The 26,338-nt window shown below is 36.3% G+C and carries 22 protein-coding genes; 6 read left to right on the plus strand and 16 right to left on the minus strand.

Annotated features, from left to right (window positions below; all coding sequences use genetic code 11):
• Nucleotides 1–10: 10 nt before the first annotated feature.
• The 7 genes from csy2 to carA form a co-directional block, all read right to left on the minus strand.
• Nucleotides 11–934, minus strand: coding sequence for a type I-F CRISPR-associated protein Csy2 (gene csy2 / locus ACYH9I_RS08660; protein WP_483560366.1), 924 nt, complete (start codon nt 932–934; stop codon nt 11–13).
• Nucleotides 934–2,313, minus strand: coding sequence for a type I-F CRISPR-associated protein Csy1 (gene csy1 / locus ACYH9I_RS08665; protein WP_483560367.1), 1,380 nt, complete (start codon nt 2,311–2,313; stop codon nt 934–936). Before csy1 ends, csy2 begins: the two co-directional genes overlap by 1 nt.
• Nucleotides 2,314–2,381: 68 nt before the next feature.
• A complete protein-coding gene (locus ACYH9I_RS08670) occupies nt 2,382–2,705 on the minus strand; it encodes a hypothetical protein (RefSeq protein WP_174787115.1) in 324 nt (107 codons plus the stop codon).
• Between the two features lie 386 nt (nt 2,706–3,091).
• Nucleotides 3,092–6,415, minus strand: a complete 3,324-nt coding sequence (gene cas3f, locus ACYH9I_RS08675; RefSeq protein ID WP_483560368.1) for a type I-F CRISPR-associated helicase Cas3f — start codon at nt 6,413–6,415, stop codon at nt 3,092–3,094.
• The gene (cas1f, locus tag ACYH9I_RS08680) at nt 6,412–7,365 is read right to left on the minus strand and encodes a type I-F CRISPR-associated endonuclease Cas1f (protein WP_483560369.1); all 954 of its coding nucleotides are present in this window, start codon (nt 7,363–7,365) and stop codon (nt 6,412–6,414) included. Before cas1f ends, cas3f begins: the two co-directional genes overlap by 4 nt.
• 168 nt (nt 7,366–7,533) lie before the next feature.
• Complete coding sequence (gene carB, locus ACYH9I_RS08685) at nt 7,534–10,746, minus strand: carbamoyl-phosphate synthase large subunit (RefSeq protein WP_483560370.1); 3,213 nt, start codon at nt 10,744–10,746, stop codon at nt 7,534–7,536.
• Nucleotides 10,747–10,748: 2 nt separating this feature from the next.
• On the minus strand, nt 10,749–11,903 hold the full coding sequence (gene carA, locus ACYH9I_RS08690; protein WP_483560371.1) for a glutamine-hydrolyzing carbamoyl-phosphate synthase small subunit: 1,155 nt from the start codon (nt 11,901–11,903) through the stop codon (nt 10,749–10,751).
• Nucleotides 11,904–12,173: 270 nt separating this feature from the next.
• Here carA and argF point away from each other — a divergent pair, with 270 nt between their 5' ends.
• Both argF and ACYH9I_RS08700 read left to right on the plus strand, forming a co-directional pair.
• Nucleotides 12,174–13,184 (plus strand): ornithine carbamoyltransferase, encoded by a 1,011-nt coding sequence (gene argF, locus ACYH9I_RS08695; protein WP_483560372.1) that lies wholly within the window; start codon nt 12,174–12,176, stop codon nt 13,182–13,184.
• A gap of 98 nt (nt 13,185–13,282) precedes the next feature.
• Entirely contained in the window at nt 13,283–13,780 is a 498-nt protein-coding gene (locus ACYH9I_RS08700; protein WP_483560373.1) for a phosphatidylglycerophosphatase A family protein, read from the plus strand.
• A 51-nt stretch (nt 13,781–13,831) separates the two neighbouring features.
• Here the strand turns inward: ACYH9I_RS08700 and nadK are convergent, their stop codons facing one another.
• Complete coding sequence (nadK, locus tag ACYH9I_RS08705; RefSeq protein ID WP_483560374.1) at nt 13,832–14,710, minus strand: NAD(+) kinase; 879 nt, start codon at nt 14,708–14,710, stop codon at nt 13,832–13,834.
• Between the two features lie 157 nt (nt 14,711–14,867).
• Between nadK and grpE the strand changes: the two genes are divergently transcribed.
• Entirely contained in the window at nt 14,868–15,452 is a 585-nt protein-coding gene (grpE, locus tag ACYH9I_RS08710) for a nucleotide exchange factor GrpE (protein WP_483560375.1), read from the plus strand.
• A 44-nt stretch (nt 15,453–15,496) separates the two neighbouring features.
• Here the strand turns inward: grpE and def are convergent, their stop codons facing one another.
• Entirely contained in the window at nt 15,497–16,009 is a 513-nt protein-coding gene (gene def, locus ACYH9I_RS08715; RefSeq protein ID WP_174796488.1) for a peptide deformylase, read from the minus strand.
• Between the two features lie 155 nt (nt 16,010–16,164).
• On the opposite strand from def, the gene dprA reads away from it, so the two are divergent.
• Nucleotides 16,165–17,271: a DNA-processing protein DprA gene (gene dprA, locus ACYH9I_RS08720; RefSeq protein ID WP_483560376.1), complete on the plus strand. Its 1,107-nt coding sequence runs from the start codon at nt 16,165–16,167 to the stop codon at nt 17,269–17,271.
• Nucleotides 17,272–17,356: 85 nt separating this feature from the next.
• Here the strand turns inward: dprA and rraA are convergent, their stop codons facing one another.
• The 4 genes from rraA to ACYH9I_RS08740 form a co-directional block, all read right to left on the minus strand.
• Nucleotides 17,357–17,848, minus strand: coding sequence for a ribonuclease E activity regulator RraA (gene rraA / locus ACYH9I_RS08725; protein ID WP_483560424.1), 492 nt, complete (start codon nt 17,846–17,848; stop codon nt 17,357–17,359).
• Between the two features lie 363 nt (nt 17,849–18,211).
• Nucleotides 18,212–19,351, minus strand: a complete 1,140-nt coding sequence (locus tag ACYH9I_RS08730; protein WP_483560377.1) for an ABC transporter permease — start codon at nt 19,349–19,351, stop codon at nt 18,212–18,214.
• Between the two features lie 14 nt (nt 19,352–19,365).
• Complete coding sequence (locus ACYH9I_RS08735; protein ID WP_483560378.1) at nt 19,366–20,505, minus strand: ABC transporter permease; 1,140 nt, start codon at nt 20,503–20,505, stop codon at nt 19,366–19,368.
• Nucleotides 20,487–21,458, minus strand: coding sequence for an HlyD family secretion protein (locus ACYH9I_RS08740; RefSeq protein ID WP_483560379.1), 972 nt, complete (start codon nt 21,456–21,458; stop codon nt 20,487–20,489). The genes ACYH9I_RS08735 and ACYH9I_RS08740 overlap by 19 nt, the downstream gene beginning before the upstream one ends.
• 348 nt (nt 21,459–21,806) lie before the next feature.
• Here ACYH9I_RS08740 and ACYH9I_RS08745 point away from each other — a divergent pair, with 348 nt between their 5' ends.
• Both ACYH9I_RS08745 and ACYH9I_RS08750 read left to right on the plus strand, forming a co-directional pair.
• Nucleotides 21,807–23,096 (plus strand): NAD(P)/FAD-dependent oxidoreductase, encoded by a 1,290-nt coding sequence (locus ACYH9I_RS08745; protein WP_483560380.1) that lies wholly within the window; start codon nt 21,807–21,809, stop codon nt 23,094–23,096.
• Nucleotides 23,097–23,191: 95 nt separating this feature from the next.
• The gene (locus tag ACYH9I_RS08750) at nt 23,192–23,791 is read left to right on the plus strand and encodes a YiiX family permuted papain-like enzyme (RefSeq protein WP_483560381.1); all 600 of its coding nucleotides are present in this window, start codon (nt 23,192–23,194) and stop codon (nt 23,789–23,791) included.
• 1 nt (nt 23,792) lies between these two features.
• Here ACYH9I_RS08750 and rnhB read toward each other — a convergent pair whose 3' ends face one another.
• Genes rnhB through lpxA form a run of 3 tightly spaced genes read right to left on the minus strand, consistent with a single transcriptional unit; the run spans nt 23,793 to nt 26,310 of the window.
• The gene (rnhB, locus tag ACYH9I_RS08755; RefSeq protein WP_483560425.1) at nt 23,793–24,383 is read right to left on the minus strand and encodes a ribonuclease HII; all 591 of its coding nucleotides are present in this window, start codon (nt 24,381–24,383) and stop codon (nt 23,793–23,795) included.
• Entirely contained in the window at nt 24,377–25,531 is a 1,155-nt protein-coding gene (lpxB, locus tag ACYH9I_RS08760; RefSeq protein ID WP_483560382.1) for a lipid-A-disaccharide synthase, read from the minus strand. The genes rnhB and lpxB overlap by 7 nt, the downstream gene beginning before the upstream one ends.
• Nucleotides 25,531–26,310, minus strand: coding sequence for an acyl-ACP--UDP-N-acetylglucosamine O-acyltransferase (gene lpxA, locus ACYH9I_RS08765; protein WP_091348037.1), 780 nt, complete (start codon nt 26,308–26,310; stop codon nt 25,531–25,533). Before lpxA ends, lpxB begins: the two co-directional genes overlap by 1 nt.
• Nucleotides 26,311–26,338: the final 28 nt, after the last annotated feature.

Raw genomic sequence — 26,338 nt, forward strand, 5'->3', positions numbered from 1 at the left:
CTAAATTTACTTAATTGGTTTCTTGATTGATAATATAAATTTCTGCATCATTAGATTGCAATTCACTACATTTATAACGCCAAAAAGCCTGTGATAAATTCTCTTTTAAGCGTAAAGGAAAGACCCATTTACCAAGCCCATAAATACACTCCACAAATTGCGTGGCATGCTCATTACTGCGCGCATGTTCAACCTTACCCGCTGAAAATAACGGTGAAATAGCTTGATAGCCCAAATGTAAAGGCACAAGCCAACCGCGACCTTGTTTAACCGATGTGGTTTGCCAATGATCTTTTTCTTGAGGATGATGATGTAACATTGCAGTTTCAATCAAGGCCTCAAGCTCTGTAGCATTAGGATCTTGTTGCTGTAGTTCAGCGGTGATATCTTGCAAATCTTGTGGTGCTTCAACTAAAACAAATGCGGGTAATAGTGCATTGATTAAGTTTTTATTTGATTCTGATGCAGAATATAGTGCGACTGATTCAATATCGACAACGTGCCCACCAGCAACACGTTGCTGGTAAAGTTTTTGTTTCATCTGTTGGATGAATGCTTGCTGCTCATCTGCATCATCTAATGTTTCACGATCTTCAATTTTTACCTCAACAAGTAATGAAACATCTAGATGAACTCGCCCTTCTTCAATAATTGAACGAGTACTACCATTTTTAGCTAGTGGATTGCGTGTTAATCGAAACGTATAATCGGCATAGTTGTTTGGTCGATAAACTTGTACATCACATTCATGACATGCAATTAACACGCCATCTAAGTAAATAGGATTTTCTGATTCAATTTTACGACTTAAAGCATGAATAGCGCCTAGAAACCCCGAAATAGCTGGGAATCCATACGTTAATGGGCTAGAAATCGCATTGGCATTATGGATTTTGACATGATCAAATAATAAATAATAACGTAATGATGCCATTAAAATATCCCCTCCCTTTTACGTTGACTTGCTTTTACCGCTGCATTAAATTCACGGCGCCATTCGCTAAATTCAGGATCAGCAAATTGCTGTTTAAAATTTTTAAATTTTTCTTTTAAAATAGTTTGAATCCAAAAAGCAAATTGCTTTTCTAATTCTTGTTGCCAATCGCTTTGTTCATATCTTATTTTAAAATCGGTTTCGCCATCCAACATGACTCGTTTTGGATCAAGCCAAAGTTGTTGAGTTAGATTTAGTGAGGATTCCCTACTCCAACCAGCCCTTTTGGTCATTTGGATATGCGCAACGAACTTAAGAATTAATGTTAAGATGACAAAAAAAGCCTCTTTTCTATTGTTTCTCACAACAAAAATATTTTTTTTTGCTTCAACAGTATCAAATAATAACTTAAAACCATATCGACAATAATATTGAAATGAACTATTAAAAATGGTTTCTTGAAAATTTGTAATTGATGGAAACTGAGGTTTTTGAAATTTAGGTGGCATGGAAGGTAACAAAAAATTACGCCCCATTTGACTACCAATAAGTTGGCTTGCATTTTGAGCATTACTGCCACCCAGTTTAACAACGGCTAAATCATGAAAAGAAAAATAAGATTGATACTCAACATCCTTTTTTTTACGTAATTCTCGTGCATTTTTATTTTCTTCCGAAAATCGGGTTTGCACCTTCTGATAAACCAAATGGCACAAAGCACTAGGATGTAGTGGAATCAATAAGCGGTAATTATTTTCATGCTGTGACAAATAAGTTTCTTCACTATTCGGCCAGAAAATTTGCTTATTAAGTTCCGAAGCCTGCGCATCACTCCAATTATCTTTAAGTAACTGCTTAAAATTTTCCAAATAAAGAGCAGACTTACTTTTATCATCAGATAAAGCTTTTTGAACAGCAGGGTGATTATTAATAATAAGCTGTAAAATTGTTATATCATTTTTAACAACTTGGTTTAAAAGCCCAAATATATCTAAAGCCGCAGCGCCACTGGCATCAAAAGGCAAAGTGTTCACTGTAGCAGATGATACTAAATTATTCAGATTATTAGGCTTTATCTGTGTATTGTAATTTGCGTTACAAGCCTTCGAGCTCGGGTGAACTCCTTTAGCTATATGGGTAGCAATAAGAAGCCATGAAATACGACGAATAGCTGCATCTTCCATCCACGTTTCAAAATCAAATCGCTTGGCTAACTCATCTAACTTTTGCTGAGCTTCATTAACTGCAACTAAATCACCCGCTTCTTTTGCTTTTTCTAGCTTAGCGGTTTCACTTTTATAATTACTATTATTGGCAAGCCGTTGTTGTAGAAAGTCTAAAATTACCTTTCTTATATCTTGCCAAGAAATATTGTTCATTGGCCCTCCTTATATTTTTTCGAAATTAAAAAGGCTTATATCATTAAATATAAGCCTTTAATTTAATGCTATGCTGCTTTAAATTTTAAGTATAAATTCAATATATTTAAAGCATTACTGTTATACACCCATTCTTTATTGGAATTAAGATATCTATAATTATCTTGTTCAAGCTTTAATTTCTTAACCAAATATTTAATTTCTTTAATTGTCGAAATATTTAGAATTTTCATTAGATCTCGAATTGAATAATATTTAGATTGCGTAGGTAATCCAACAATTAATTCATCATTAGCAGCAGGCGAATCAATAACAAATTTTTGCACTTGATTTAGTAATTCTTTATCAAAAGAAATTTGACGAGGTATAACAAAATATTTATTATTAGACATAGTATTTCTCCTTCATTTATGCCTAGGTTGAAATATGCTCTTATCAAATGACGTAAACATCGGATAAGAGCTTCTTAATATTTGTGAGTAAATCACGAAACAAATATATACGAAAAAAGCGAATAGATCAATAATAAATTAAAAGTAAAATATAATGGGAATGTTATTTTTATAAATTAAGCGTTATTGGCAAATAAAAACCGCCTATGCGGCGGTGGAACTATTAAATTAAAACAAAAATTTAATGTTTCTAAACTGCTTACACAGCAGTGCCATCAAGTATAAAAGAATTCCCTACCTTTTACTAGCAACCATTATTCACCTGACGATATTTTGTCAAAAAGTTTCAGGTAACTATGTGTTTCAGTATAAAAACTGATATTCTTTTATCCTTTCTTTTCATAAAATCCTAAATAAGGATGAAAACACCAACTGCAATTGCGATATAAGCTTACGCTACAAAATTCATTTGCTAAGCGATATGGCGTTTTATTTGGGAAATATTCGGTTATTTTTGCTATGGCTTGCTCGACACTATTAACCAACCAAGGTTGAATGTTAGGATTAGCAAATGACCAGTTTTTATATTCAATTATACTATTTTGTGTATCTTCGCAGCGCTCATCTGGTGTTTGCCATGCGATATCTGCATAGCTAAATTGATAATCGCCATCGTCGTCAAGTTGGCAAATATATTCATCTTGCGTCTCATCATTTCCTCTAAATGGTGAAATCGCCTGTAAATGCACACAATGGTGATGAGCTAAACCTTGTTGCCAATAGCTGGTCACATAATTACTTTTACGGGCATTAATCGCAAACAGATCTGCCATGACCTTATGTTCTAATTCGGCGAGAGTCAGCCCATCTTCAGGGCAAGAATTAATACGTGGAATAGCATCAATATTTACTAACTGATGATCAGGAATTAGTTCATTTGTTTTATGGGTTTTCAGCAAGAATAATGGCTTTTCTTCAAAACCTGGTTTAGTAAAACAGGCTTGATCAGTACGATAATTAAATTCAATTGCTTTTAAATTCGATCCTAATATGGCCACATTGGCCTTTTGTGCAATTTTTTGTGGTCGGTGACGCCATACTCGTCCAACTAACTGAATAATAGATCGCATGGATGATGGTTCTACAATTGCCCAATCATAATCGTGATCGCGCCCAACTTCGGTGACTGGCGTACCTATTACAATAAAAATATGGTTTTCTTTCTTGCTACCTTTTATCGCTTTGAGAATTTCGGGTTGGCTAAATAGTGCTTGTTCATCACTGCGATTTAAAATTCTATCGAGCTTTTCTTCTAATTGACTACGTAATAACAGCAGTTGCCGAGCATGATAAACCACGATATGAAAAGCGGTATCATTAGGTAACTTCGTTTGTGCATAAATTTGTTCTGTGAGTAAAATAACATCTTCTGTATGGGCAAAACGCATTAAACCGATACTTACCTTTTTTTGTGATTTTTTATCAATTTGATGATGATCTTGGTGAAATTGATAAGCTTGATCTAATAATTGTTTAGCTAGCACACCATAATTGAATTTTTGATTCTCTGTTTTATTTTCTTGGTAATTTAGTAGATCCAAAATATGCCCTTTACGGCGGATTGCACTTTGTGCTAATTGATGAATGCGCATTGCTACAAATTGTTGATGGTGATCACTAAACGTTTTGGTATCAGCAATTTGTGATATCGACTGTTCATATTCATCAAACCAACCACATACAATGGTATTATCGGCATATTGGTTATTTTGATTCCAAATTTTTCGCCCTGCTTGGTAAGCGTCAAATAATCCAGCAATTAAATCTGGCGTTAAGGTCGCCGATGACAGTAGTACTTTGCTACCAAACAACCCAGTTAAATGCACTAAACGCGCCAGCGCTGGCAAGTCGTGTTGATCAAAATCATCGGGTTCATCTAAAATCAAATCTGAGGTTAACAATCTTAACGTTGGTGCAATATATTTACCGCCTCGGCTACATTCGCTAGCTTGAATAATATGGTCAATTGTACATGTCACAATAGGGGCATAAAGCAATTGTCTTGCTTTACTGTTTTCGATAATGGTGCCTAGTTCACAATCAGCAATACCACTTTCTGCTACATCAATATATTCATCAAGTAACGATTCGATAGATTCACTACCTTGGCTTTCTGAACTTTTTGGAGAATCGTTTTGTTCAATGTCTTCATTACTTAGCTCAAACAAGGTTTTTGTAGCTCGCCCACCCACTAAAATCGCCAGATGTTCATCACTTAAGTGTAATCTTTCTCTTAATGCTTTACCTGTTTGCAACGTTAAAACACGTAATCCCAATGCAATGGTAAAACGCACGCCCCGTTTAGGATTAGAAAGCGCATACATTATTCGCCCATTGGCTAAAGTTTTACCGCAGCCAGTCGATGCCATATTCACGCCAAAAAAGCCACATTCATCAGATATTGGTTGATAACTTTTTGCTAAATCAAAAGCATGATTTTGCCATTGGAATCGTTTTATAGTTGTTCGTTTGGTAAAAGGTTTATGTTGATTGATTGCGGGTAATTCCGTGATTATTTTAGGTAATAAACGAGCAAAGCGGGCTGAAAAATTAGCAACACCGATTAAATGATCATCTAAACGTTGCTTCGCTTTTTTCAGGTAATTGGTATTGGCAATTAAGATTGCTTTATTTTTTTCGGCTTCTTCATTTGCTAAAGATAAACTTGAGTAGTTATGATCAGCCACCATTAAGCTTAAACGCGAAATATGCAATAAAAACTCGTCAATATTAGACAATTGCATTAAGGGAACATGATTTAAGGCTTTGGCTGCATAACGGCTTAGTTTTTTCAGCCAAGGCTGACTTAAGGTAATATCGCTTTTAAGCTGCCAAAAATCGTTGGGTGAAGTGTGTTGACTATGACTATTTTTAACCCATTTATCAATTGCCTTAAATGTTTTATAAAAACTTCGGATAGTTAAACCAGATATATCAAAATCTATTTTCTGTAAATTTTTAATATCCCCCGTTAATGAATCCGGTAAAAACGGCATTCTATGATGCGACACAATGAGCCACTCAATCCATTGTGCCAATAATGGTAACTGCGTAAGATCATTTTTTTCAACTTTGGTAAGCTGCTTGTACCAATTAGGATACTGTTGTTGATATTCAGTAAAATGCGCTAATCGATTAAATAAGGCTTCGTTGGTGGTGCAGTCTTGAATCATTAATAAAAATAATTGCAACGAAATCCATTCATGTCGATAAGGATCAGCCGCCACAGCCGTTACTGCTCGTAATTTAGATTGAAAACCAATTGTTGCTTTACCTAAATCATGAAGTAGTGCCGCTATGGTTGTAATTAATTGAATAGCGGTTGCATATTGCCAACAATTTTCGCTGTCACTGCGTAAAATATTACGTTTAGTACGATTAGTTGGGACTCGTCCCTCTTGATTAAACTGACTGCGATCGCCCACAATCCATAAAAGGTCAGTTAAATTTTTACCATGTGTCCAATAACATGCAACAGCAGTATTTTTTCGTGCAGTTTTGCGTAATAATTTATAAAGCGTTTGTAGCCCTGCTTCGGTCATTGGGCTTTGCCATGTTCGTTCACCACAACGCTCAGCGAACTGATCAATAATGCGACGCGTTTCAGTTAATGCATTCTTTTTGCATTGGCTGACAAGTAAAATATTCATATTTTATCTGCTATCTGTTTTAAAGTATCAATAATCCTATCAAGTGCACCTAATTGAGCAAATTGCGCAATACATGCCATACGAAATTCTTTTTCACTGTCCCCTTGTTTGGCTGATAAAAAGGCTTGAGGTAACACAATGCCATCTTTAATAATATCTGCCGCATCAAACACTAAGCCACCTCGGCGAGTTTTTCCGTGTAAAATAGCCAGCCCATGAGGGAGACCTAACACCCAACAAGCCGTTGCGCCAAGGCCATAGGCTAAATAGTTACCATGATCTAAAAACTGATTAGCGGGATCATGACTTTTGCCTCGTGTGCCTTGTTCTCGTTTAAATTTGTCATCTTGTAAGGTTAATTGATTTGCCATGCCATAAAGACGTTTGCTAATTCGCCCTTCTGCAGCTAAAAGTGCTTGGCTATTATCAACATCGGTAAATTGTTGTGTTGCATCAGTAAGAATATGCGCTAACTGCGTTGTATCAACATCCCAATCAAATTGCGGCCAACACTCACTAATAATATTAAGCCGTGTTTGTTGTAATAATTTAGCCGCTTGTAATCGACGTTTGTCATCAAACCAAAATTGACACCAGCTTTGTAGGTATTCTGTCGGACGATATTCACTTTGTGGCGAGAAAAACTGGCAGGCAAATTCAGATTCAGTAGATGAAAAAAGGGGCGTTCCGCCTCCGCCACAAAAGCCAATCATGACACCTGCCCGTGAAAGCTCTCGGACTGCCGCTTGCGTCAATGATGTACCCGTACCTAATAAAATACAGGTGGTATTTGCTATTGGAATATTCCAATATAACGACTGTTGACCTTGCTCAGTCACATACTCAACTCGTCCACCATTAACCAAAACACGACAATGCTCTAAATAATAAATATTGGCTCGCTTGGAATGCATGATCGTTTTTAGATCAGAAGAATGAATCATATCCATGATGATAACTGATTAAATTAATTGAAATATAGCAAATAAACTAACATTATTTTATATTAAAAACGAGCATTTTATTATCTATTACGAGCAATTGAGTGATTGCAAAGTTATTATATCATGGCAAGGATTTTTAAAGACGAGCATTGCTCGTCTTGGTCTTTTTGTTTATCAATAAAGTTGCTGTAATGGCGTTACAGTTTGTGCCGGATCGTAATTAAGTGCTGCCGTTGTGGCATAGGCAGCATTCATGGTGGTGTCGTAATGTACCTTATATTGAATAGCACTTCGACGCAATATTTTTGACGCTTCAATGGCTGCTCGTCCAGAGGTGGTATTAAGAATATAGCTGTACTCGCCATTTTTTATGTGATCATGGATATTCGGTCGCCCTTCGTTTTCTTTTTTTACAATTTGGCATGGTATATTTGCTTGTTGTAACACTTTTGCCGTGCCGATAGTTGCGTCAATACTAAATCCATGGGCAATTAATCGCTTAGCGACTTCTAACAGCCTTGTTTTATCCTGATCACGAACCGATAATAATGCTTTTCCTGATTTTTTCATATTGGATAAGCTACCAAGTTGCGCTTTAGCAAAGGCTTCAGCAAAAGTTTTACCGATTCCCATCACTTCCCCCGTTGAGCGCATTTCTGGACCTAAGATTGGATCAACACCACTGAATTTATTAAATGGCAATACCACTTCTTTTACCGAATAATAAGCTGGAATCACCTCTTTAGTCACATTTTGCTTGGCAAGCGATTGCCCTGTCATCACGCGAGCGGCAATTTTAGCCAGTGGTAAACCTGTTGCTTTTGAGACAAACGGTACGGTACGTGCTGCACGAGGATTAATTTCAATCAAATAAATTTGGTTATCTTTAATAGCAAATTGTCCATTCATTAAGCCTTTTACATTAAGTTCAAGTGCCAATTGTTTGGCCTGCTGTCGTAGTTTATCTAAAATCTCTACAGTTAAGGTGTGGGTTGGCAGTGAGCAAGCGGAATCACCAGAGTGAATGCCTGCTTGTTCAATATGTTCCATAATGCCACCAATCACAATTTGTTCGCCATCAGCAATCACATCGATATCAACTTCAATGGCATCATCTAAAAAGTGATCGAGTAAAACAGGCGCATTATTTGATTCGCTTACGGCTGTTTTAAAATAACGGCGTAAATCTTGTTCATTATAAACAATTTCCATTGCGCGCCCCCCTAATACATAAGAAGGTCTAACCACTAATGGATAACCTATTTTTTCTGCTTTGATGACTGCCTCATTAATATCAGTCACTGTTGCGTTGACAGGTTGTTTTAATTTCAGTTTATCGACAACTTCTTGAAAGCGTTGACGATCTTCGGCTTTATCGATAGCATCTGGTGAGGTACCAATAATAGGTAGACCTGCGACTTCAAGTGCGCGGGCGAGTTTTAGTGGTGTTTGTCCACCATATTGCACAATAACACCATTTGGCTTTTCAACATGCGCAATCTCAAGCACATCTTCAAGCGTGACTGGCTCAAAATAGAGGCGATCAGAAGTATCATAATCGGTTGACACAGTTTCTGGGTTGCAGTTAACCATAATGGTTTCATAACCATCCTCACGCAGAGCTAATGCCGCATGCACACAGCAATAATCAAACTCGATACCTTGACCAATTCGATTAGGACCACCACCTAGGATCATAATTTTTTTACGGTTAAATTGAGGATTGGCTTCACACTCTTGCTCATAGGTTGAATAAAGGTAAGCAGTATCCGTTGCAAATTCAGCCGCACAGGTATCTACCCGCTTATAAACGGGATGAATATGATATTGATAACGTAAATTGCGAACCGATTGCTCAGTGGTATTAAGTAGTTTGGCAATGCGTAAATCTGAAAAACCTTTACGTTTTAATTGCCATAATGTTTCTGGATCAAGCTGTGCAAGTGACTGCTCTTTTAGCTTGTTTTCAAAACTAACCAGCTCTTCAATTTGCACTAAAAACCAAGGATCTATATTGGTTAATGTAAAAATCTCATCTAAACTCAATCCAGCCCTAAAGGCATCGGCAATATACCATATACGATCGGCGCCCGCTTCTTGGAGTTCATAACGAATTTTGGTGATATTTTTTTCATCGGTATAATCGTCAATTTTAGGATCAAATCCTGAAGCGCCAACCTCAAGCCCTCGCAATGCTTTTTGTAATGATTCTTGAAAAGTACGCCCAATAGCCATGACTTCACCAACCGATTTCATTTGCGTGGTTAAACGATCGTTACAACCAGCAAACTTTTCAAAATTAAAGCGTGGGATTTTAGTGACCACATAATCAATCGACGGTTCAAATGAGGCAGGTGTTTTACCGCCTGTAATATCATTCGATAATTCATCAAGAGTATAGCCAACTGCCAACTTAGCAGCGATTTTAGCAATTGGAAAGCCAGTAGCTTTAGAAGCTAACGCTGATGAACGTGATACTCGCGGATTCATCTCAATAACAATTAATCGCCCGGTTTTAGGATCAACCGAGAATTGTACATTGGAGCCACCAGTTTCAACGCCAATTTCACGCAGTACGGCAATTGATGCATTACGCATGATTTGATACTCTTTGTCCGTCAATGTTTGTGCTGGCGCAACGGTAATTGAATCACCAGTGTGAATGCCCATTGGATCGAAGTTTTCAATTGAGCAAACAATAATACAATTGTCATTTTTGTCTCTCACCACTTCCATTTCGTACTCTTTCCAGCCTATCAATGATTCATCGATGAGCAGTTCATTAGTCGGTGAAAGATCGAGCCCACGGGTACAGATTTCTTCAAATTCTTCTGTGTTATACGCAATTCCGCCCCCCGTTCCTCCCATGGTAAAGGACGGGCGAATAATACAGGGAAAACCAACCTGCTCAAGAACGGCATAAGCTTCTTTAAGCGAATGCGCAATACCTGATCGTGCGGTATCAAGGCCAATTTTTTTCATGGCTTCATCAAACCGTTTGCGATCTTCGGCTTTATCTATAGCATCGGCTGTTGCACCAATCATTTCGACATTAAATTCTTTTAATACGCCTTGCTTTTCGAGCTCTAATGCACAATTTAGCGCTGTTTGCCCACCCATAGTCGGTAAAATAGCATCGGGTCTTTCTTGTTCAATAATCTTGCGAACGGATGTCCAATGAATTGGCTCGATATAAGTTGCATCGGCCATTTCAGGATCCGTCATGATAGTAGCAGGATTGGAGTTAACTAAAATAACGCGATAGCCTTCTTCACGTAGCGCCTTACATGCTTGTGCACCCGAATAATCAAATTCACATGCTTGACCAATAACAATTGGGCCTGCGCCAATAATTAATATACTGTTGATATCTGTTCGCTTAGCCATAATTATTGCTCCTGCTTATAAATTTTAATTAACTCAATAAAGTGATCAAAAAGAGGTGCGGCATCATGTGGCCCTGGACTGGCTTCTGGGTGACCTTGGAAACTAAAAGCTGGTTTGTAATTGTGATGAATACCTTGCAGTGAACCATCAAATAGTGATTTATGAGTGGCTCTTAGATAAGCAGGTAAACTTGTTTCATCTACCGCAAAACCATGATTTTGGGCGGTGATCATCACCCGATTATTTTCAAGATCTTTAACGGGGTGATTTCCGCCATGATGACCAAACTTCATTTTAATTGTTTTTGCCCCACATGCCAGCGCTAAAAGTTGATGGCCTAAGCAGATGCCAAAGATAGGAATGTCAGTATTTAAAAACTGCTTAATAGCCTCAATTGCATAACGGCAAGGAGCTGGATCACCTGGGCCATTAGATAAGAATATGCCATCGGGCTTTAATGCAAGGACTGCTTCTGCTGTCGTTTTGGCTGGTACGACAGTTAATTTACAACCACGCTCAACTAACATGCGCAGGATATTGCGTTTTACGCCAAAATCATAAGCAACAACATGGTATGGTAATTGGTTTTCTGGCATTGGATTAGACGGCAGTCTTGTCCATATGCCTTGAGTCCAAATATAACTTGTTGAACACGTCACTTCTTTAGCTAAATCAAGCCCACTTAATCCTTTAAAATTTATTGCCTGTTGTTTGGCTATTTCGGCTTTTTCAAGTAAAGTCTTTTTATCCGTTGATGTTATTATAACACCATGCTGGGATCCTTTTTCACGCAAGATACGCGTTAAGCGCCGCGTATCAATATCGGCAATGGCAATAACATTATGCTTTTTTAAATAGCTGGAAAGATCGAGTTCGCTTCGATAGTTACTGGCTAATAATGGCAAATCACGAATAATCAACCCTTTTGCATAAACTTGGCTGGATTCGGCATCATCATCATTTGTCCCGACATTACCAATATGAGGGTAAGTCAATGTAACCAATTGTTCACAGTAAGAAGGATCAGTAAGGATTTCTTGATAGCCGGTCATGGAGGTGTTAAATACTACTTCCCCAACAGTGTGTCCATCAGCACCAATCGATTTTCCGATAAATTGCGAACCATCTTGTAACATAAGGAGGGCATAAGTTTGCATGATAAAAAAGACCTTTTGAATAAATTGTCGTTATTTTTGAATATAAATTCAAATTTACTTATCTGTAAGGATACAATAATTGGTCATTTTATTACACTTTTTTGTACAAAAGAAGCAATATTATAAAAATTATCTTAATAAACAAGTCTAATTTTTTAGACATTTCTCAACATAAGCTAAAATATTGGGATTATTATAATGTTTAGCTTGAATTTGCATAATTATTCAAATAGAATCTTTTGAATAATTACGGTTATTAGGAGCAATATTATGCACGGTTTTTATCAGCGCCATTTTTTACGATTACTCGATTTTACCCCTACCGAAATCAATCAATTAATTAATCTTGCCATTGAATTAAAACAAGCCAAACAACAAGGGCAAGAACAACAACATTTGATAGGTAAAAATATCGCGTTAATTTTTGAGAAAGACTCTACCCGTACTCGTTGTGCTTTCGAGGTTGGTGCATTTGATCAAGGTGCGAATGTCACTTATTTAGGACCTAGTGGTAGCCAAATTGGACATAAAGAATCAATTGCAGATACCGCGCGCGTGCTAGGTCGAATGTATGATGGAATTGAATATCGTGGTTATGGTCAAGAAATTGTTGAAACGTTAGCAAAATATGCAGGTGTGCCAGTCTGGAATGGCTTAACGACCGAAGCACATCCAACCCAAATATTAGCCGATTTTATGACAATGAAAGAGCATATAGGAGATCGCCCATTAAGCAGAATTAAATTTGCCTATTTAGGCGATGCTCGGAATAATATGGGAAATTCATTAATGGAAGGTGCAGCTTTAATGGGGATGGAAATTCGATTAGTTGCACCAAAAGCTTGTCAGCCGGAAGCCGAACTTGTGCAAAAGTGCCAAGATATTGCCAAAATAACAGGTGCAAAAATTATCTTAACTGAAGATGTGATTTTGGGCGTTAAAGACGTCGACTTTTTATATACTGATGTATGGGTATCAATGGGTGAGCCTAAGGAAGTTTGGGATGAGCGAGTTAAATTATTAACGCCTTATCAAGTGAATGACAATGTAATCAAACTTACCAATAATCCAAATGTCAAATTTATGCACTGCTTGCCAGCTTTTCATGATATGAATACGACAATGGGTAAACAAATGGCAGCACAATATGGCTTAACCAATGGGCTTGAGGTAACAGATAGCGTATTTGAGTCTGAGCATAGTATTGTATTTGACGAAGCTGAAAACAGGTTACATACCATTAAAGCGGTAATGGTTGCAACATTAACCAAAGACGAATAATATTGTCATAATCAATACAAAGGTGTTTTGTTAAAATAAGCACCTTTCTTTTTGCCGACGTAATGTCGGCATAATTTTATCTAAAAGAATATTGAATCATGACCAAACAAGAGCGCAATACAGATTTTAAAAAATACCTAAAACTGACTAATCCCATTCATTTTTTAGCAGTTGGATTAGGTAGCGGCATGTCACCGATTATGCCGGGTACCATGGGTTCATTAATGGCTATCCCCTTATGGCTTTTGTTTTATGGTTTACAGCCAGCTTTATACTGGATATTTATTTTAGTGACTTTTATTTTTGGTTGTTTTATTTGTCAAAAAACCTCGGATGATACACATACTCACGATTCAGGGCATATCGTTTGGGATGAATTTGTCGGCATGTGGATCACCCTATTTTTTATTCCGCAACTTTCAGTTAGTTGGGTTGCCATAGCTTTCGTGGCATTTAGAGTGTTTGACATGGCAAAACCTTGGCCAATTCGCTGGTTTGATAAACGTGTACCCGGTGGATTTGGCATTATGGTAGATGATGTGATTGCAGCTATCTTTTCATCATTCACCGTTTATGCCACAACATTGATTATTTAAAATGAAATTTTATACTAAAACGAATACTTTCCTGAAAGTTTCGACAAAAAACTAAAACATCTTTTGTGACCAACCTAATTTGGTTGAAAGATTATTAAAGTAATCATAATCTTTGGTATGAATCAAATTAAATTCATACGAAGATCGACGAATAATCACATCTTGTGTTGGTTTGACCGGTAAAATAATTTGGCTATCACAAGCGATATTTAAATCAAGTGCTGTCGTTGGAAATTTAAGATGAATAGGCACATCGCCCTTGATGACCAATGGTCTGACAGCTAATGAATGCGGAAACATTGGTGTAATAATTAATGCGTCTAAATGAGGTGCTAAAATTGGCCCACCCGCCGATAGTGAATAAGCGGTAGAGCCTGTCGGTGTTGCAATAATCAGCCCATCAGCTCGCTGTGAAAACGCATTGCGTTCATTAATGTACACATCATAGTCAATCATGTGGGCAACCGTATTTGGGGTCACAACAATTTCGTTTACGGCAAAACTCGAATTAATTAAATTGCCTTTGTCATAAATAGAAACTTCGAGTAAAAAACGAGGGTCATCGTCATATTTGCCGGCAATCACAGGGCTTAATTGTTCAATCACTTGTTCGTGTGATATGTCGGTTAAAAAACCTAAATTGCCACGATTAACACCGATCACTTTGATTTTATATGGTGATAAATAACGCGCGGAACGTAACATATTGCCATCCCCGCCTACAACAATGGCTAGGTCAGCTTGCTGGCCAATTGTTTCTAACGAGGCGTAATGGCTAACGGGGAATTGGATGTGCTCCGCCAAGCGATCTTCCACTAACACACGAATACCAAGATTAACAAGCCAATCATAAAGCACTTGATGGGTTTCAATTGCTTCTAACTTACGCGGAAGTCCAATTAGACCAATGCATTTAAATGGTGTTTGCATAAAATATCCTTGTAATTTGTTATATAAACACTATGTATTTTTTCGTGACAGGTCAAAAAATTACATATCAATGTACTGATAAGCTTGTAATCATAAAAATTGTCCCCATAATAACCGTTATTCACTAAGTTTTCGACTACATTATTTGGAGTACCTTATGACAGAACAAGATAAAAATACGTCAGAAAATGAAACTAGCATTGACACACCAGCAGAAGATACCATCGAACAAGAAGTAGCGTCACAGCCAAATCTTGAAGAACAATTAAGCGCAAAAGATGCACGCATTGCAGAGCTTGAGCAAGCCTTACAATTGGCGAAAAAAAATGAAAGCGAAGCTATGATTCGTGCACGGGCTGAAATTGATAATGTTCGTAAACGTGTTGAGCAAGATGTTGATAAAGCACGAAAATTTGCACTAGAAAAATTCTCTAATGAATTATTACCGGTTATCGATAATCTAGAACGCGCTTTAGAATCAACAGACAAAGCTAATCCTGAACATAAAGCCACTGTTGAAGGGTTAGAATTGACATTAAAATCATTCTTAGATACGGTCAAAAAATTTGGTATTGAAGTGATTAATACCGAAGATTCACAATTAAATCCCGATGTACATCAAGCGATAAGCATGGTTGAATCACCAGAACATCAATCAGGCCAAATTGTTAATACGATTCAAAAAGGTTATACCTTAAATGGTCGTTTAATTCGTCCTGCGATGGTCATTGTTGCTAAATAATTTAGTTTAAATCAGGTAACCGCCAACCACTTTGGCGGTTAAGTTTATTTATTCCGTTGCTCTTCGCGGGTAAGCTTTTTCATTTTTTGCTCGATTCGTTGACGTTTTAATGGTGAAAGATAATCAACAAAGAGTTTACCTTTTAAGTGATCCATTTCGTGCTGAATACAGATAGCTAATAGCTCGTCGGCGTCAATTTCATAAGGATTACCATGACGATCAAGCGCTTTGATTTTGATTTTTTCAGCCCTCGGTACAAAACCTCGACAATCAGGTACTGATAGGCAACCTTCTTCTATACCGGTTTCACCTTCTTGACTAATGACTTCTGGATTGATAATCACATAAACTTGACTTTTATCTTCTGATACATCAATCACAATAATTTGCTCATGCACATCCACTTGGGTTGCAGCAAGCCCAATACCGTTTTCGTCGTACATGGTTTCGATCATATTATCAATGATCGTTTGTAACTCAGGGGTGAACTGGGTAACAGGTTTAGCAACTTTGCGAAGCCGCTCATCAGGAAAACGTAATACCGGTAAAATAGCCATAAATTATTCGATCTACTCCTCAAATTTCGGGTTTATTCAATCAATTGCTCATTGTAAACATTTATCATACTGATGAATAGTCCTTGTTGGCTATTGCTAGTATTTATCTTATCAATTCAAGATAGTTAAATTATTTAAAATGAGTGCAAAAAGTTATGATGAGTAAATATGAGTTCTTATTACGAATTTCAATGCTTGGACATGGCAAACAAGCTATTTTTAAAAAAATTGGACAACTTTTTGCAAATGATTTACCTGATAAAATACAAAATGTGCCTTTTTTGTTAGATAAGCTGGGCTTATTAGATGTTCAATTAGCGCGTTTTTATGAAACTTCATATCTTCATTTTGAACCAATACTTGAATGGTTAGATTCTCCCAGCTCACAAAAACATCTTATTGCCTATTGTGATAGTGATTATCCGTTGTTACTCAAACAAATCTGCTCTCCGCCTTTGTTACTGTTTGTTTTAGGTAATCGACAGTTATTACATTCTCCTCAACTGGCTATGGTTGGAAGCCGTGAATTTAGTGAATATGGAGCTCAATGGGGGCGATATTTCGCAGGTGAATTGGCTATTAATGGTTTAACCATAACCAGTGGTTTGGCGCTGGGGTTAGATGCAATTTGTCATCGTGGTGCACTTGAGGTGTCGGGTCATACAATTGCGGTGTTAGGTAGTGGTTTAGCAAAGATTGCACCAAGATCAAATTTAAACTTAGCAAATGATATTTTGGCGCAAAATGGTGCAATTGTGTCCGAATTTTTGCCATTTGAAAAGGCTAGATCAGTCTATTTCCCTCGTCGAAATCGAATTATTAGTGGATTAAGTTTAGGTACCTTTGTGGTTGAAGCTTCAGAAAAAAGCGGCTCGTTAATTACTGCGCGCTATGCACTTGAGCAAAATCGCGATGTATTTGCTTTACCGGGTGACATTAATAATGAAAACTGTAGTGGAACACACTATTTAATTAAACAAGGCGCCTATTTAGTTTCTAAACCGGCTGATATTTTAGAGCATTATTGTAGTTATTTATCAGTTGCCAATAACTCGTATAATCAACTAAAAGAAGAACAAAATAATTCTATTTTATATCCTGAAATTTTTGCAGTGATTCATCATCAACCTATTCCGATTGATATGATTGCTCAGCAAATCAATATGTCAATTTCAGAAGTGACGACCAAATTATTAGATATGGAATTAAAAGGGTTAATTAAAACGGTGACTGGTGGTTATATTCGTAATCGAACGCTTTAAAAATAGACTTATTTTGTTAAAAATTTTAGAAAATAATTTATTTATCAATAGAATCCGCCGATACTTATCGGCGGTATGCCTATTTTTATTTATCTTCAATTTCAAGTGCAATTTCAGATAAGATAATACCTGTGTTGTCAGCATAGATAAAATCGCCAGAAAAGAAGGTCACCCCACCAAAATTCACACGAATATCGATTTCACCAACACCTTGATCTTCGGCTCCAACTGGGATGGCTGCAAGTGCTTGAATGCCAATGTCAGCTTCTGCCAAATAATCAACTTGGCGAACTGCACCATAAACAATAATGCCTGCCCATTGATTTTGAATTGCGATATCAATCAGTTCAGCATCAATTAATGCACGACGAACAGAACCTCCACCATCAATCACTAAAATTTTACCTGAGCCATCTGATTGTAAAATTTCGTATAGTAACCCGTTATCTTCAAAACACTTAACTGTTACAGCTTGACCTGAAAATGATGTCACACCACCAAAATTACTAAATATTGGTTCAACTACGTTAACATCTTCAGGGTAATAATCGCAAAGAATTGAAGTATCAAACTCCATCACCTACTCTCCTTTTGCTGTCATTTTTAATTAAATTTAGTATAACGCTAACATTGAGTAAAACGATATTAAATTTAAATAAACGTGAGCTAGCTCAAAATAATACTCAAACAATAAAGTAAATTAGTCAATAAAGCAAGTTTGACCATAGTAATAAAAAAGTATCCCGTCTTTGTGTTAATTAAATTGTAAAACCGAATCAATATGTTTGTTAAATAGTGGTAATGTTGGTATAAATAAACCACTTTCCAAATATAGCCATAAAGTTGATTGGCAAAATTAAGTCTTCACATATAAGACACTATATTATTTTTGCATTTTAAACGTTAATCATGTTTTACTTATTATGTTACTTTTCTAGTTTTACGTTCGATAGCTCTTTAAGAATCGTCTTACTCGACCTTCCCTCAATGCTGCAATAAAAAAACCAAGTGAACCATATATGATCCCCAACAATAAAATCATAAAAACATTGAATAAATTATCAAGTAAGCCTAAGCCCATTTGGTTTACACCTGCAATCATATTGGTTGCCCAAGTTGATGGTAACATTTTGGAAACAATTTGTACCCCAAATGGCATGGCATCAAGTGGCCAAATTGTACCTGATAAATAAAATACTGGTGTTGTCAAAAATGCAAGTGTGAGATAAATCATTTCAGTTTTACGTAAACATTCTGTCAGTAATTTACTTAATCCTAAAACACCAAGTAACAATGGGAATGTCATAATTAGAATTTCAGGTATATTTGCAAGCTGTCGATAACCAAGTACCCAAGGCCACAAACCAAACAGTACAATGGATAAAAATAACCATACCGGTATAAGACCACACAAGCTACCCAATATGACAATTTTTGGTGGTTTACCTTGCGGTAACGAGTTTAATGTAATATTAGTACGTGTTGAGGCAATTAAAAATGAATGTTGCAATAACATTACTAATAAACCCGGAAAGGTAATAGCGGCAAAACTGACACCTGGATTATAAAGTGGTTCTGTTTGACCATTTATTGGCGATAAAATAATATTGATCTGTTTATCTGAAAACCCACTATTACGCATTATTCGAGTATTATATTGAGTTAATATCTGTTGATAGATCCCTTTTATATCGACTTGTATTAAACCATTAGCTAAACGACTTGAAGCATCGCCATATGCAGGTATTGTCACTTCTTCGCCATTTAATAACCGTTTTTCAAAATCTCTTGGAATCGTAAATACCGCAAAAAGTCGGTGATTATTAATATCATCATAAGCTTGCAGAGAGCTCTCATATATAATGGTCTCTATTTTTGAACTGGTATTTAAAGAACGAATTAAACTTCGGCTGGTTGGCGTATGATCTTGATCGATTATCGCAACCGGCAAACTGGTAATAGTGCCATTACTATAAACTAAACTCATCAATGAGACAGACAATAGTAGCAACAACCACATTGGTCTAACTAATAAAAGCAAAAATATTTTTATAAATGAAGACCAAAATATTTTAAGCATCTTGGTGTTTCCTCTTACTGTGAATGTAGTCGTCTTACTAGACGTTTTCTCACTAACACGGTAATAATTATTGGGTAGACCATTAAAATAACACAGGTTTTTAACACTGAAAGATAACTAGAGTGACGTAAAAACAGATCGAACAGCTTATTAAGAGCATAAGTTAATGGTTCTAGTGATGAAATAAACCTTGCAATCCAAGGCATAGATAATTCAGGTACAACAACACCAGAATAAGTTAACGCAAGTCCAACTAAAATACCTATATAAGTATAAGCATCAATAGGGGTTTTAGTAAAAGTGTATAGAAAAATACCAATACTTTGAGCGGCAATCACATAGAAAAATACCACCGTCACCATGGCAAAAGGCGAACCGGATACACGAGCATGAGAAAACAGAACAAGCATCGCAATTTCGAAAATAAGCAACATAGTAAACCAAATGGTATAAGGCGCTAATTTCCCTAAAACAAATGGATAATTAGGGCGAGTCCGCTTTGGTAATTGTGCTAATAGATGAATCGTTGTTGTGACAACAAACAGTTGTAGTAGATGCACGACAGCCGAAAATTGTTGAAAGTACATTGAATTACCACTGGCATTAAACAATCCATCATAATTAAAGTTTACTTTTGCAAGCTTAGGTACTGGTATCCCAATACTAGTTGCCATTGTGCTACGGTATTGGGTATTTAATGCCGCAATTAGGCCAGAATAATCCATAATAGAATATAGCCCAGCACTATAATATAACGCGTTATAATATAGCATTGGGGTTGGCTGCCGACCGGCTAATACATCTGCTTCAAAATTCGGTGGAATATAAAAAATGGCATAAATTTTTGCTTTTTGCAAATCACGTTCAGCCTCAGCAAGCTGGCTATCATAATTGACCAGATTGGCATGTGCTCCAGCATTAAGATCGCGCACGATTTCACGCGATAAAACACTTTTATCATTATCGATATAGCCAACAGGTAGATCAAAAAGTACACCACGATAAAAGATACTACTGATTAATATAAAAATAATTAGCGGTAAGATCCACATTAACCAATGGAAAGTAAACCGCTTAAATATCGCAGGTATTTCAGCGTTAAACGCTTCTTTGAAGCGGTGCCAAAAATCCCAAACTAGTTGTCTAATTTCCATAGTGTGCTCATACCTGCACGTAAACCGGCAATAGGAGTTGTTGGATAAAGTCTAACTTCAAAGGTTTTTAAATCAAAATCACCAGTGGCTCGTGTTGCACGTTTTGTTGCATAATCACCCATGGGTGCAATATAACGAACTTCAGCCTCAACTTCTTTATTACCAAGAGCTGGGACTTCAAGCTTAACATGATCGCCTTTATGAATATTAGGCATAATATTTTCACGAAGATTAAATATAAAGTACGCTTTTGGTAGTTGAATTACAGTCAATAATGGACTATTGGCATTAAATAACTCGCCAACTTCGGCTGGTATTGAACCAACCTCACCGTCAACAGGGGCTTTTACTTGTAAATCATCGTATTGAATTTGTAATTGTTTAAGCTGCTCTTCAGCCTCTTTTAATTTAGCATCATAAATTTCACGTTGTTCAATACGATCACCATTTTTGGCTTGATCTAAATTCGCTTGTGCTGACTGAACTTGTTGAAAGGCTGCATCACGCGTTTTTAATGCATTATCTAAAATCGATTGAGAAACATAACCTTTGGCCGAAATCACTTTGTTACGATCATATTCTTTGGATGCATTATCATAAGCAACTTTAGCTTGTTGAAGTAACGCTTCATAATAGCGAATGCTTTCTTCACGTGTTCCATGTTCAGAAAGTGCAACTTGAGCTCGTGCTTGGTCGCAAGCCGCTTGTGCCGCTTTGACTTGTGCTAATAGCTCTGGACTATCAAGCGTTATTAATATATCGCTTGGTTTTACATCATCACCGCGATTGACGTGTATTACCTGCACACGCCCTTTCGCTTTTGACGAAATACTAACATTAGGTGCATCAACCTCGCCTTGTAATATAAGCTGGCTATTATGTGATCGAATTAGAATTGTCATTGAAATTAAAATAACAATTAACACAATAATAATAAAAATTTTTTTATTCATAAATTTTGCATGGAGTGATAATGATTAGATATGGCCTAAACAATTAGGATGATGGTATGCATTATAGATCTCACATTTATAAATTGTAACGATTACTGTATTACAAATTATACGAAAAGTGCTTTATTTTAATGAATAAAGAAAAATTTTTATTAAAAAAAAAGAATATATCAACACGATCAATAATAAATACAACTATACTCCATTTGAGTTTTAAATATATTTTAATAATAACAAAACATCAATTTAATAGGTTTTGTTTATAAATGATATTCGTTAAAAGAAATAGATAAAAACCTACTTATTTAGTATGATATTTTTAGTTGATTACGATAAGGTTTGAAATTTATGAAAAAAATAATAATTATTGGTGGTGGAGCTGGGGGTTTAGAACTAGCTACAGACCTTGGCGATAAACTAGGAAAAGGCAACCAAGCTGAAATTACACTGATTGATAAAAATAGTTATCACCTATGGAAACCTTTATTACATGAAGTTGCCACTGGTATTTTGAACGAACAAGCTGATAGAATTGACTATGCAAAACAAGGGCAACAACACAATTTCCAATTTAATCAAGGTACGTTTACTAATCTTAATCGTGAAGAAAAACAAATTATTATTGAAAATTTAAATCACGAATCTGTTTCTATTCCATATGATATTTTAGTTATGGCAATAGGCAGTACTTCAAACGATTTTGGTACGCCAGGTGTTAAAGAACATTGTATCTTTTTAGATGATCAAAATGCCGCTATTCGTTTACGTGAAACACTTATTGCAAAATTCTCTAGTTTTTGTTCTATTATTGATGAAGATGAAGCAACAACTGAAGATAAAATTCGTATCGCTATTGTTGGTGGTGGCGCAACTGGTGTTGAATTAGCCTCAGAATTACCTCATATGGTTGAAACATTTGGTGCTTGTGGACGCAATAAAATGTGTTCTGATTTGCTAGATGTATCGGTTATTGAAGCAACTGATCGTATTTTACCTGCGTTACCTGAAAAAACAGCATTAGATATTACCGAAACATTACAAAAACGTGGTATTAATGTGTTAACAAAAACCATGATAACTAAAGCGGAAAGTGATGGCTTTTATCCAAAAGAAGGCGATACCATCAACGCTGATATTATGATCTGGACTGCGGGTGTAAAAGCGCCTGACTATCTAAAAGACATTGCTGGTTTAGAATCAAGCCGTTCTAATCAACTTGTAGTTAAACCGACACTACAAACAACGCGCGATGATGATATTTTTGTTATTGGTGATTGTGCTTACGCAATGCAAGACAGCGGACGAGCCGCTCCTGCTACGGCGCAAGCTGCACATCAGATGGCAAAAATCTGTTATGAAAATATTGTTAACATATTGAATAATAAATCATTGAAATCGTTTAATTATACTGATAATGGAACGATTATTTCTCTACATGATACAGCACAAGGTGTGGTTAAAATTGCAGGCAAACGAGAAATGAATGTTAAAGGATTTTTTGCTTTAACTATTCATCGCCTGTTGTATCGTATGCATCAAGCAAGCTTATTAGGTATTTTCAAAACAATTCGATTTGTTAAAGCTAGTAAAGAGATGTATAAAAATAAATTTGCTTCTATCTTTACTCATCAAGACTAATTTCCCATTTAGATAGCTACTTACAAAACACTATTTTATAAGTAGCTATTTTATTTTATAATTTATAGCATTATTTACAGGCAAAGGTAAATTTAATGCGTTTTATTATATTGTTTATGCTGTCTTTAGTTAGCTTTATTAGTATTGCTAGTTATAAACCTCAAGATGGTGATATTATTTTTCAATCCTCACAATCAAGACAAAGCTTGGCAGTTGAACAAGCTACAAACTCTCCATACAGTCATATGGGAATTATTTTCATTAAAAATGGCAAACCATATGTTTTTGAAGCTGCTAATAAAGTAATTTATACCCCGCTAAATAGTTGGATTGCGCGTGGTAAAAATAAAAAATACATCATAAAACGTTTAAAAAATCACGATTTATCCAATAACGAAATTGCTAAATTAAAGCGAGTCGCAAGTAGTTTTGAAGGCAAACCTTATGATATCTGGTTTGGTTGGGACAATAATTATATCTATTGTTCTGAGTTAATCTGGAAAATTTATGATAAAGCACTTAAATTGAAAATTGGTCAATTACAAACTATCAAAGATTTTAATCTTTCATCACCTGCCGTGAAGCAAAAACTAAAAGAACGTTATGGAAACAAAATTCCTTATCAAGAAACGGTTATTTCACCAGTTTCTATTTTTAATTCCCCCTTGCTGATAACGGTTGACAAACAATGGTGAATTAAAATAATGCTAAACTCTTAACTGGTGAAAAACTTTTACGATATAAATGATTAATACCATGTTCTTTTATTGCCGCTAAATGCGCTTTAGTTGGATAACCTTTATGCTTAGCAAGGCCATATTGTGGATACAACTTATCAAGCTCAACCATCTCACGATCACGTGTAACTTTAGCCAAAATTGAAGCAGCACTAATCTCTGCTACCAATAAATCTCCCTTAATGACTGCTTGAGTTTGAATACCAAAATCAGGACAACGATTACCATCAACTAATACAAAATTAGGTTTAATAGTTAATCCAGATACAGCACGCTGCATTGCTAGCATAGTGGCATGTAATATATTTAATTTATCGATTTCATCCACTGAAGCTCGGGCAATATTCCACGCTAAAGCATCTTGTTGGATTATGTCAAACAGTTGTTCGCGCTTTTTTTCAGTCAATTTTTTAGAGTCAGTTAAGCCTTTAATTGGCTTGTTTGGATCTAAAATGACGGCAGCAGTAACAACATCACCACAAAGTGGACCGCGTCCGACTTCATCGACACCAGCAATTAATGTGGCATCAGGATAGGTAAATTCTAACAACAATGTGCATCCTCTAATACATCAAGCACTGCTTTAGCCGCTTGCTCATCGGCATTACAACGGATTTGTTTATGCAAAGATAAAAATGTCTGTTTTAGCTCAGTATTATCCCCCTCTAACAAAGGAATAATGTGATTCGCGATATTTTCAGGAGTGCAATCTTGCTGTAATAACTCTGGAACCAGGGCTTTACCAGCTAAAATGTTAGGTAAAGAGACATAAGGAGTTTTAATTAATTTTTTAGCGAGCCAAAATGTGAAAGGTTTCATTTTATAACCAACAACCATAGGACATTTGGCTAACATACATTCTAGAGCCACAGTACCAGAGGCTAAAATTGCCGCATCGCTAGCAATCATTGCTTCACGGGCATGGCCATCTAATAATTGTATGTCTAGTTTTGGTGCAACTTCGGCTTTAATCTGTTCAAACTCTTTTCGTCTTTTTTCATTCACTAATGGTACAACAATATGTAAGTCAGGATAACGTTGACGTAATAATTGCGCAGCTTCTAAAAAAGGAGTCGATAATAATGTCACTTCTGCATGGCGACTACCGGGTAATAAAGCTAAACAACGGCAATTTAGTGGCACATCTAATTGTTGACGAATAGCCATTTTATCTGGATTAACTGGAATATCATCAGCCATCTTATGACCAATAAAGCGGCAAGGTACATCAAATTTATCATAAAAAGTTTTTTCAAACGGTAAAAAAGCCAAAATAAGATTGGTATTACGTTTAATTTTGAAAACTCGTTTTTGCTTCCAAGCCCAAACGGAGGGGCTAACGTAATGAATCGTTTTAATACCGGCTTGTTTTAATTTACCTTCTAGGGAAAGATTGAAATCAGGTGCGTCAATACCAATAAATATATCGGGATTAAGTTCAATAAGACGTTTATTGATATCTCGGCGAATAGATAAAATACGACGTAATCGCCCCAATACTTCAACAATGCCCATAACCGATAATTCATCCATTTCATACCAAGCCTTACAACCTTCAGCTTGCATTTTAGGACCTGCTATACCAACAAATTCAATGTTGGGATGATGATTTTTTAGCGCACGAATCAATCCCGAGCCAAGAATATCACCAGAAGTTTCTCCAGCGACTAAGGCAATGGTTAATGGTTTGTTGGTCATTAACGGATAATGCCACGCGTTGAACGGGCAAAAAAGTCAACAAAGAGTTGGGCTTCAGGATATTGTTCGGCAATGGTTGCAATTTCAGATTTAGCTTCGTCCAACGTTAAGCCATTTCGATAAAGGACTTTGTAGCTATTGCGAATCGCCTGTAAGGCATCTTTGCTAAAGCCTCTGCGCTTTAAGCCTTCATAATTTACGCCATGAGGAGTTGCATGATTACCTTGGGCAATAACATAAGGAGGAACGTCTTGCGCAACGCCAGAACAACCGCCAATCATAACATGCGATCCAATCACACAAAATTGATGAACAGCTGTCATGCCACCAACAATGACATAATCGTCTAATTGAACATGTCCACCTAAGGTGGCGTTATTTGCTAAAATACAGTGATTACCAATATAACAATCGTGCGCAACGTGGGCATTAATCATCAATAAATTATCACTACCGACACGAGTTAACTCACCACCTTGAACCGTACCACGGTGAATAGTAACGCTTTCGCGAATCATATTGCGATCGCCAATTTCGGTACGCGTTGGCTCTCCACGATATTTTAAATCTTGGTTTACTTCACCAATTGAGACAAATTGATAAATTTGGTTATCTTTACCAATTTTAGTGTGACCATTGACGACAACGTGTGATTTTAAAAATGTTCCGTCACCAATTTCAACATTTGCACCAATAAAACAAAAAGGCCCAATTTTGACGTTATCGCCGATTTTAGCACCTTTTTCAATGACTGAACTTGGGTGTATTTCTGTTGCCATAGTATTTCCTTAAAACAATTTGGAATAT

It is taken from the genome of Gilliamella sp. X-23 (genome assembly GCF_057063545.1).

Coding starts and splice junctions, on each gene's coding strand:
- cas3f (WP_483560368.1), bottom strand. CDS start 6,415: ATGAATATTTTACTTGTCAGCCAATGCAAAAAGAATGCATTAACTGAA.
- nadK (WP_483560374.1), bottom strand. CDS start 14,710: ATGCAAACACCATTTAAATGCATTGGTCTAATTGGACTTCCGCGTAAG.
- lpxB (WP_483560382.1), bottom strand. CDS start 25,531: ATGACCAACAAACCATTAACCATTGCCTTAGTCGCTGGAGAAACTTCT.
- ACYH9I_RS08670 (WP_174787115.1), bottom strand. CDS start 2,705: ATGTCTAATAATAAATATTTTGTTATACCTCGTCAAATTTCTTTTGAT.
- ACYH9I_RS08735 (WP_483560378.1), bottom strand. CDS start 20,505: ATGGAAATTAGACAACTAGTTTGGGATTTTTGGCACCGCTTCAAAGAA.
- grpE (WP_483560375.1), top strand. CDS start 14,868: ATGACAGAACAAGATAAAAATACGTCAGAAAATGAAACTAGCATTGAC.
- argF (WP_483560372.1), top strand. CDS start 12,174: ATGCACGGTTTTTATCAGCGCCATTTTTTACGATTACTCGATTTTACC.
- dprA (WP_483560376.1), top strand. CDS start 16,165: ATGATGAGTAAATATGAGTTCTTATTACGAATTTCAATGCTTGGACAT.
- ACYH9I_RS08730 (WP_483560377.1), bottom strand. CDS start 19,351: ATGCTTAAAATATTTTGGTCTTCATTTATAAAAATATTTTTGCTTTTA.
- ACYH9I_RS08700 (WP_483560373.1), top strand. CDS start 13,283: ATGACCAAACAAGAGCGCAATACAGATTTTAAAAAATACCTAAAACTG.
- def (WP_174796488.1), bottom strand. CDS start 16,009: ATGGCTATTTTACCGGTATTACGTTTTCCTGATGAGCGGCTTCGCAAA.
- csy2 (WP_483560366.1), bottom strand. CDS start 934: ATGGCATCATTACGTTATTATTTATTATTTGATCATGTCAAAATCCAT.
- ACYH9I_RS08740 (WP_483560379.1), bottom strand. CDS start 21,458: ATGAATAAAAAAATTTTTATTATTATTGTGTTAATTGTTATTTTAATT.
- ACYH9I_RS08745 (WP_483560380.1), top strand. CDS start 21,807: ATGAAAAAAATAATAATTATTGGTGGTGGAGCTGGGGGTTTAGAACTA.
- cas1f (WP_483560369.1), bottom strand. CDS start 7,365: ATGGATATGATTCATTCTTCTGATCTAAAAACGATCATGCATTCCAAG.
- rraA (WP_483560424.1), bottom strand. CDS start 17,848: ATGGAGTTTGATACTTCAATTCTTTGCGATTATTACCCTGAAGATGTT.
- carB (WP_483560370.1), bottom strand. CDS start 10,746: ATGGCTAAGCGAACAGATATCAACAGTATATTAATTATTGGCGCAGGC.
- ACYH9I_RS08750 (WP_483560381.1), top strand. CDS start 23,192: ATGCGTTTTATTATATTGTTTATGCTGTCTTTAGTTAGCTTTATTAGT.
- carA (WP_483560371.1), bottom strand. CDS start 11,903: ATGCAAACTTATGCCCTCCTTATGTTACAAGATGGTTCGCAATTTATC.
- csy1 (WP_483560367.1), bottom strand. CDS start 2,313: ATGAACAATATTTCTTGGCAAGATATAAGAAAGGTAATTTTAGACTTT.
- lpxA (WP_091348037.1), bottom strand. CDS start 26,310: ATGGCAACAGAAATACACCCAAGTTCAGTCATTGAAAAAGGTGCTAAA.